The following is a 7,974-nucleotide window of genomic DNA, read 5'->3' on the forward strand; positions in this document are numbered from 1 at the left end:
CCGGTGTACAGCACCGCCCGCGCCCCCACATGCGCCGCCGCCACCGCATCGTCGAGCGCGTCCCCTATGACCACCACGTTCTCCGGCGAGAACCCGTCGACACCCCCCGCCCCGGCCAGCGCGGCGAAATGCTCCTCCATGTGCAGCGCCTTGCTCCCGCCGGACGGCCCCGTACGCCCCTCGACGCGGACGAACCGCGGTTCGATCCCGTACCCCCGGACCACCGGCACCAGCTGCTCGTGCCCGTACATGCTCAGGAGCGACTGACTGCGCCCGGCCCGCTGCCACTGGTGCAGCAGCTCCTCCACCCCGGCCGTGAGCCCACAGGCCGCCCGCTGCTCCGCGTAGTACCGGTGGAAGATCTCGTCCATCCGCTCCCACTCGGCCTCCGTGGGCAGCCGGCCCAGGAACCGCTCGTAGAACCGGGGTATGGGGATGGTGTACATCTCCCGGTACTGCTCCAGCGTGATCGGCTCCAGCTCGACCTCCGCGAACGCGGCGTTCGTCGCCTGGATGACGGCATGCGTGTCGTCGAGCAGCGTGCCGTTCCAGTCCCAGACCAGATGTGTGCGTGTCGTCCCGGAAGTCATACAGAAAAAATACCCGCCGGGTCCGACAACGCCGCAGGCCCGCCACCGGCCCGAACACCGGCTCAGCCGATGAGCTGCGGAATCTCCTGCACGCCGAACCAGAGCAGCTCGTGGTCCTCGGCGCCGTCGACGGTGAACTGCGCGTCGTCGTCGCCGAGGTCCGCCGCCCCCAGCGCGGCCGCCGCCGCCGTCACGTCCTTCTCCGCGTCGTCGGCGTCCACGTGCACCGCCGCCGCCTTGGCCAGCGGCAGCGCGGCGGCGATCCGCACCTCACCGAGCGATGCTGCGCTCAGCCCGTGGTCCGGGTCGGCGACGGCTGCCCCGTCCGGTACGTCGACGGCGACGACGACCCGGCGGCGCACCTCGTCCGGGCTCCCGGCGATCATCCGGAGCGAGGCGGCGGCGGCCCGGTTGAGCGCCGCGTACTCCAGCTCCTCGATGTCGTCGGAGACGTACCACTCGCGCAGCCCGGGGGTCACCGCGTAGGCGGTCACCGGTCCGGGCCCGACCTCGCCCGCACCGTGCGCCGCTGCGAGACCGGAGAGGGTCAGGGGGACGTACACGCGCATGGCAGGTCGCTTTCGTAGGGGGAAACGTCCTCAGGATACGTGGGAGCGTCCCCTTTCGGGTTTCGGCAACCGGGGTCGTCCGTCCACGGCCGACGCCCCGTCACCCCCGCCGTCGCCCTTGCCCCACAAGGGCCGCACCACGGATAGGTGAAACCGCTCGCGCCAGATCGGCGCCAGGAGGCCCCTTGCGTCGCTGACGACCGCACCCGTAGAAGATCCCCAACAAAAGTTACCGCCCGGTAGAAGCCGGGCCCGGTCAACGGGGGCGATGAATCATGAGCACGGACAGGACGAGGCCCGCAGGACGACGCGACCAGAACGGTCCCCGGTCAGCGCCGAGCGGTCCTCGATCGGCATCGAACGGCCCCCGGTCGGTACCTCCGCAGCGGTCGCGCAGGCTCCAGCCCCACCGCCCGCAGCGCCCGCACCAGTGGTTCGCCGAGCGCCTGCTCGCGGTCCTCAGCGGCCAGCGGCCGGTGCACTGGATGCTCGGCCACACCATCGGCGAGGCCTACGACCAGCTCGCCGAACTGGCCCCCAGCACCCCGCTGAGGGCCACCCACGGCAGCCGCCCGGTCCTCCGCCACTGCCGAGGGGCCCAGCCCGCCTCCGGCGTCGTCGAGGCGTTCGCCAGCATCGCCGCGGGCGACCGGGTGCGGGCGATGGCCTTCCGGCTGGAACAGGGCGCCGACCAGCGCTGGCGCTGCGCCGCCGTGGAGCTGGGCGGCGAACGCCTCACGGCAGGCGCCCCGGGCCCCCGGTGATCCGGCAGACGCGGGGGGGGCCGGACACCTCGCGGTGCCCGGCCCCTGCCGGCGTACAACCCCTGCTGCTACTTCTTGCGACGGCGGCCGCCGCCACCGCTCTTCTGCGCCTTGCGGCGCTCCGCACGCGTCATGCCGTCGGCGGAGCCGGACCGCGTGTCACCGGTGGCGTCGTCGTTGGCGAAGTCGCCCTCGACGACACCGCCCTCGCCGTCCACCGTGGGGGCGGAGAAGTGGAGCCGGTCCGGCCGCTGCGGGGCCTCCAGGCCCTTGGCGCGGATCTGCGGGGCAGCGGCGGCGCCCTCCTTCTCCAGGGAGGGACGCTCGGCGCCGTCCTGCACCGGAACCTCCTCGACCTGCTGCTCGACCTGGACCTCCAGGTTGAACAGGTAGCCGACGGACTCCTCCTTGATGCCCTCCATCATGGCGTTGAACATGTCGAAGCCCTCGCGCTGGTACTCGACCAGCGGGTCCTTCTGCGCCATGGCCCGCAGGCCGATGCCCTCCTGGAGGTAGTCCATCTCGTAGAGGTGCTCGCGCCACTTGCGGTCGAGCACCGAGAGGACGACGCGTCGCTCCAGCTCACGCATGATGTCGGAGCCGAGGGTGTTCTCGCGCTCCTCGTACTGCTCGTGGATGTCGTTCTTGACCGACTCGGCGATGAACTCGGCGGTGACGCCCGCCAGGTCCCCGGCCGCCTCCTCCAGCTCCTCGACGGTGACCTTCACCGGGTAGAGCTGCTTGAAGGCGCCCCACAGCCGGTCCAGGTCCCACTCCTCGGCGAAGCCCTCGGCGGTCTCCTGCCGGATGTAGTCGTCGATCGTGTCGTCCATGAAGTGCCGGATCTGGTCCTGGAGGTCCTCGCCCTCCAGAACGCGGCGGCGCTCGCCGTAGATGACCTCGCGCTGCCGGTTGAGCACCTCGTCGTACTTCAGGACGTTCTTACGCGTCTCGAAGTTCTGCTGCTCGACCTGCGACTGGGCGGAGGCGATGGCGCGGGTGACCATCTTGTTCTCGATCGGGACGTCGTCCGGGACGTTCGCCATCGACATGACGCGCTCGACCATCTGGGCCTTGAACAGGCGCATCAGGTCGTCGCCCAGCGACAGGTAGAAACGGGACTCGCCCGGGTCGCCCTGACGGCCGGAACGACCGCGCAGCTGGTTGTCGATACGGCGCGACTCGTGTCGCTCGGTGCCCAGCACGTAGAGCCCGCCGAGGTCCTTGACCTCTTCGAACTCCGCCTTCACGGCCTCCTCGGCCGCCTCCAGCGCGGCGGGCAGCGCGGCCGCCCACTCCTCGACGTTCTCCACCGGGTCGAGGCCGCGCTGACGCAGCTCCGCCTCGGCGAGGTCGTCCGGGTTGCCGCCGAGCTTGATGTCGGTGCCTCGGCCGGCCATGTTCGTCGCGACGGTGACGGCGCCCTTGCGGCCCGCCTGGGCGACGATCGTCGCCTCCCGGTCGTGCTGCTTGGCGTTGAGGACCTCGTGCTGGACGCCGCGCTTGGAGAGCTGCTGCGAGAGGTACTCGGACTTCTCGACCGAGGTGGTGCCGACCAGGATCGGCTGGCCCTTCTCGTGCTTCTCGGCGATGTCGTCGACGACCGCGGCGAACTTCGCGACCTCGGTGCGGTAGATCAGGTCCGACTGGTCGGCGCGGACCATCGGCCGGTTCGTCGGGATCGGCACCACGCCGAGCTTGTAGATCTGGTGGAACTCGGCGGCCTCGGTCATCGCCGTACCGGTCATGCCGGAGAGCTTGTCGTAGAGGCGGAAGAAGTTCTGCAGGGTGATCGTGGCGAGGGTCTGGTTCTCGTCCTTGATGTCCACCCCTTCCTTCGCCTCGATCGCCTGGTGCATGCCCTCGTTGTAGCGGCGGCCGGCGAGGATACGGCCGGTGTGCTCGTCGACGATCATGACTTCGCCGTCGATGACGACGTAGTCCTTGTCCTTCTTGAACAGTTCCTTGGCCTTGATGGCGTTGTTCAGATAACCGACGAGCGGGGTGTTCACCGACTCGTAGAGGTTGTCGATGCCGAGCCAGTCCTCGACCTTGGCGACGCCGGACTCATGGATGGCCACGGTCCGCTTCTTCTCGTCGACCTCGTAGTCGCCGGTCTCCTCGATGCCCTTGAGCTGGTTGCCCGCCTCACCCTTGGTGAGACGCGTGACCAGCTTGGCGAAGTCGCCGTACCACTTGGTGGCCTGGTCGGCCGGGCCCGAGATGATCAGCGGCGTACGGGCCTCGTCGACCAGGATCGAGTCGACCTCGTCGACCACGGCGAAGTTGTGGCCGCGCTGGACGAGCTCGTCCTTGGACCACGCCATGTTGTCGCGGAGGTAGTCGAAGCCGAACTCGTTGTTCGTGCCGTACGTGATGTCGCAGGCGTACTGCTCGCGGCGCTGGGCCGGCGTCATGTTGGCGACGATGCAGCCGACGGTCAGGCCGAGGAACTTGTGGACCCGGCCCATCATCTCGGAGTCACGCTCGGCGAGATAGTCGTTGACCGTGATCAGGTGCACGCCCTTGCCGGAGAGCGCGTTCAGATACGTGGGCAGGGTGCCGACGAGGGTCTTGCCCTCACCGGTCTTCATCTCGGCCACATAGCCGAGGTGCAGGGCGGCTCCACCCATCATCTGGACGTCGTAGTGGCGCTGTCCGAGGACGCGCTTCGCGGCCTCACGGACCGTGGCGAACGCTTCGGGAAGCAGGTCGTCCAGGCTCTCGCCGTCCGCGTACCGTTCCTTGTACTCGTCGGTGAGCGCCCGCAGCTCGGCGTCGGAGAGGTTGACGAAGTCCTCTTCGATGGAGCTGACCTGGTCCGCGATGCGGTGCAGTTTGCGCAGGATCTTGCCTTCGCCTGCACGCATGAGCTTGTTGAAGACGGACACTGAGGCTGGTCTCCTTGCCGGTCGGGCCTGGCACTGGGTCGTGTAATGGACTCTGGCGCGGGCACGGCAGGTGGGCCCCACCGCAACGGCCATCGTAAGCGAGGACACCACCGCGTCGGGAGGGCTGCCGTCGCGTGGACCTCGCCGCACCCTTACAGGACAACGGTCCAGACGCACGGAAGGTGCCGGGAAGCCCGAAAAGTGCTCGCATCACGGCAGCGCGCTCACGAGAATCGGCCCATGGAGCCGATCACCCTCACCACGGAACGCCTGCTCCTGCGGCCTTTCGGCCCGCAGGACACGTACCGGGTGCACGCCGCCTGTCAGGACCCGGACATCCAGCGCTGGACGGTGATCCCCTCCCCGTACCGCCTGACCGACGCGGAACTGTTCACCGCGAAGCTCGCCCCGGCGGGCTGGCAGGACGACTCCTCCTACGGCTTCGCCCTGGTCCTCCGGGAGACCGGGGCGCTCGTCGGGGCGCTCGGCATCGACCGCCGCAGTCGTCCGGGGACGTACGAGGTGGGCTACTGGTCCGCCAAGGAGCACCGCGGCCGCGGCTACGTCACCGAGGCGGTGCTCGGCTCCGCCCGCTGGGCCTTCACCTCGCTGGGGGCGGACCGGCTGGAGTGGCGGGCCGAGATCGGCAACCTGGCCTCCCGGGCCGTCGCCCTGCGGGCGGGGTTCCGGCTGGAGGGCGAACAGCGGTCCGGGCTGCTCAACAAAGGGGTGCGGCGCGATGCCTGGACGGCCGCCCTGCTCCCGTCCGACCTGGGTCTCGCGGGCGCCCACCCGTACGTCCCCGAGCGGCGTGCGCCCCGGCCCGGCGGAGCCCCGGATTCCGGGCGCTGACCGGCCTGGCCGCCCGTGATCCACGGGCGGAATCCGGGGCCGGACTGTCAGTGGCGCCGTCTAGGGTTCGACGTATGACGCCTGTGCCTCCTCCCGCAGTCGAACTCTCCGCCGACCAGGCCCGCCGCATCGCCCTGCGGGCGCAGGGCTTCCTGGGGGCTCCGGACCGCCGGGGAGGGGTGCCCGGGGTGCTGCGCCACCTCGGCGCGGTCCAGCTGGACACGATCTCGGTGCTGGCCCGCTCGCACGAGCTGATCCCCTACGCCCGGCTCGGCGCGGTGGGCCGCCGGACGGTGGAGGACGCCTACTGGTCGGGCGGCCGCACCTTCGAGTACTGGTCGCACGCCGCGTGCATCCTGCCCGTCGAGGAGTGGCCGCACTTCGCGTTCCGCCGCCGCGCCTACCGCTCCCGCCCGCACTGGGGCCACGATCTGCCCGACGGCGTCTACGACACCGTGATCAAGCAGCTGCGCGACGAGGGCCCGCTGACGGCCACCGAGCTGGGCGGCGCGAAGAACGGCGGCGAGTGGTGGGACTGGTCGGCGTCCAAGGTCGCCGTCGAGCGGGCCCTGATGTACGGCGAGGTGGTGTGCACCGAGCGACGCGGCTGGAAGCGGATCTACGACCTGGCCGAGCGGGCCATTCCGGACACCGTGCTGCACGACGACCTGAGCGACGCCGAGTGCCGGCGGCGGCTGGTGGCGCTGGCGGGCAAGTCCCTGGGCGTCGGCACCCGTAGCGACATCGCCGACTACCACCGGCTGAAGGGCGAGGAGTTCGACGCCGTGGTGGCGGACTCGGGCCTGGTCCCGGTCGTGGTGGAAGGCTGGGCGAAGCCGGCCTGGGCGGACCCGGAGGCCCTGGCCAAGGAGCCGCGCGGCCGCCACCGTACGACGCTGTTGTCGCCGTTCGACTCCCTGATCTGGGAGCGGGCGCGCACGGAGCGGATCTTCGACTTCACGCACCGGCTGGAGGCCTACGTGCCCAAGCAGAAGCGGATCCACGGCTATTTCGCGATGCCGTTGCTGGCGGGCGGGAAGCTCCAGGGCCGGGTCGACCCGGCGCGCGAGGGCACCACACTGGTCGCCAAGCAGGCATCGCTCGCCGGCCCCAAGGCGGTGGTCCCGATGGCCGAGGCCCTGGTGGAGGCAGCCGCCTGGGTGGGGTGCACGGACATCCGGGTGGACCGGGTGGACGCCCCGGAGCTGCGCGAGCCGCTCAGGACGGAGATCGGCCACGCGCTCCAGCGCGCCTACCGCTGACCGGCCGCCCGCGCCGACCGGCTACCTGATCTCCAGGATCTTCTCGCGCATGGCATAGACCACGGCCTCCATCCGGGAGTGCAGCTGCAGTTTCTCCAGGATATTGCGGACGTGGTTCTTCACCGTGTTCTCGGAAATGAACAACTCCTTGGCGATATCCCGGTTGTTCATGCCGGTCGCCACGAGTTTCAGCACCTCCAGCTCGCGTTCGGTGAGCCGGGGCGCGGGGACGAGCCGGCGCTCGTCGGTGCGCTGGATCATCGATTTGAACTCGGTGAGCAGCTTGGAGGCCATGGAGGGGCTGATCTGGGACTGTCCGTCGGCGACCGCGCGAATGGCCGTGGCGACCTCGTCGGTGGAGATCTCCTTGAGGAGGTATCCGGTCGCGCCCGCCTTGATCGCCTCGTAGAGGTCGGCCTCCTCGTCGCTGATCGTCAACATGATGATCTTCGCGCTGGGGGCCACCTCCTTGATGGCGGTGCAGGCCTCGATGCCGCCGCGCTTGGGCATCCGGACATCCATCAGAACGATGTCGGGCAGCAGGTCGGCGGCCTTGTCGACCGCCTCGGAGCCGTCCCCGGCCTCGCCGATGACCTGGATGTCCTCCTCCTGCGCGAGGACGATCTCCAGACCCCTGCGGAAGAGCGCGTGGTCGTCGACCACGAGGACCCTGATGGGCTCCTTGCGTGAAGCGCCGTCCGCGTCGGTGCCGGCATACGCACCGGCGTCGTCGGAGTCATTCGCATCGCGCACGGGCCCGAAGGTGTCCGCCATCGTTCCTCCCCCTGAAGGCCACGGCCTGAAGTGTCGGTCGTTCGCCAACGGCACCTCACGGAACACCGATTGGCTCGGTCCGCCATGATTCCATGCCCGGGCCCCGGCACGGTGGTCCTGTGCCCGTACGCGGGTGCCCCCCGGGGGGGGAAAACCCCCCCGGGGGCCCCCCCCGGGGGGGCCCCCCCCCCCCCGCCCCCCCCCCCCCCCCCCGGGGGGGGCCCCCGGGGCCGGGGGGGGGGGCAAGGGGGTGTACCCCGAGTGGTAGGGGG

At 70.3% G+C, this 7,974-nt stretch carries 7 protein-coding genes; 3 read left to right on the forward strand and 4 right to left on the reverse strand.

What is annotated here, in order from left to right:
* On the reverse strand, positions 1-590 hold a 590-nt coding region (locus tag JS521_RS21380; protein ID WP_205084558.1), incomplete at its 3' end, for an HAD family hydrolase.
* Positions 591-652: 62 nt separating this feature from the next.
* Positions 653-1,159 carry a DUF6912 family protein gene (locus JS521_RS21385; protein WP_205084559.1) on the reverse strand — a complete coding sequence of 169 codons (507 nt, stop codon included), beginning with the start codon at positions 1,157-1,159 and terminating at the stop codon, positions 653-655.
* 275 nt (positions 1,160-1,434) lie between these two features.
* Between JS521_RS21385 and JS521_RS21390 the strand changes: the two genes are divergently transcribed.
* Positions 1,435-1,923 carry an Rv3235 family protein gene (locus JS521_RS21390; protein WP_205084560.1) on the forward strand — a complete coding sequence of 163 codons (489 nt, stop codon included), beginning with the start codon at positions 1,435-1,437 and terminating at the stop codon, positions 1,921-1,923.
* 68 nt (positions 1,924-1,991) lie between these two features.
* Here the strand turns inward: JS521_RS21390 and secA are convergent, their stop codons facing one another.
* Positions 1,992-4,814: a preprotein translocase subunit SecA gene (gene secA, locus JS521_RS21395; RefSeq protein WP_205084561.1), complete on the reverse strand. Its 2,823-nt coding sequence runs from the start codon at positions 4,812-4,814 to the stop codon at positions 1,992-1,994.
* A 240-nt stretch (positions 4,815-5,054) separates the two neighbouring features.
* Between secA and JS521_RS21400 the strand changes: the two genes are divergently transcribed.
* On the forward strand, positions 5,055-5,666 hold the full coding sequence (locus JS521_RS21400) for a GNAT family N-acetyltransferase (RefSeq protein WP_205084562.1): 612 nt from the start codon (positions 5,055-5,057) through the stop codon (positions 5,664-5,666).
* Positions 5,667-5,740: 74 nt separating this feature from the next.
* The gene (locus tag JS521_RS21405) at positions 5,741-6,928 is read left to right on the forward strand and encodes a winged helix-turn-helix domain-containing protein (protein WP_205084563.1); all 1,188 of its coding nucleotides are present in this window, start codon (positions 5,741-5,743) and stop codon (positions 6,926-6,928) included.
* A gap of 21 nt (positions 6,929-6,949) precedes the next feature.
* Here JS521_RS21405 and JS521_RS21410 read toward each other — a convergent pair whose 3' ends face one another.
* On the reverse strand, positions 6,950-7,702 hold the full coding sequence (locus tag JS521_RS21410) for a response regulator (protein ID WP_205084564.1): 753 nt from the start codon (positions 7,700-7,702) through the stop codon (positions 6,950-6,952).
* Between the last annotated feature and the right edge of the window lie 272 nt (positions 7,703-7,974).

This window comes from Streptomyces durocortorensis, assembly GCF_016901035.1.
Classification (GTDB): domain Bacteria; phylum Actinomycetota; class Actinomycetes; order Streptomycetales; family Streptomycetaceae; genus Streptomyces; species Streptomyces durocortorensis.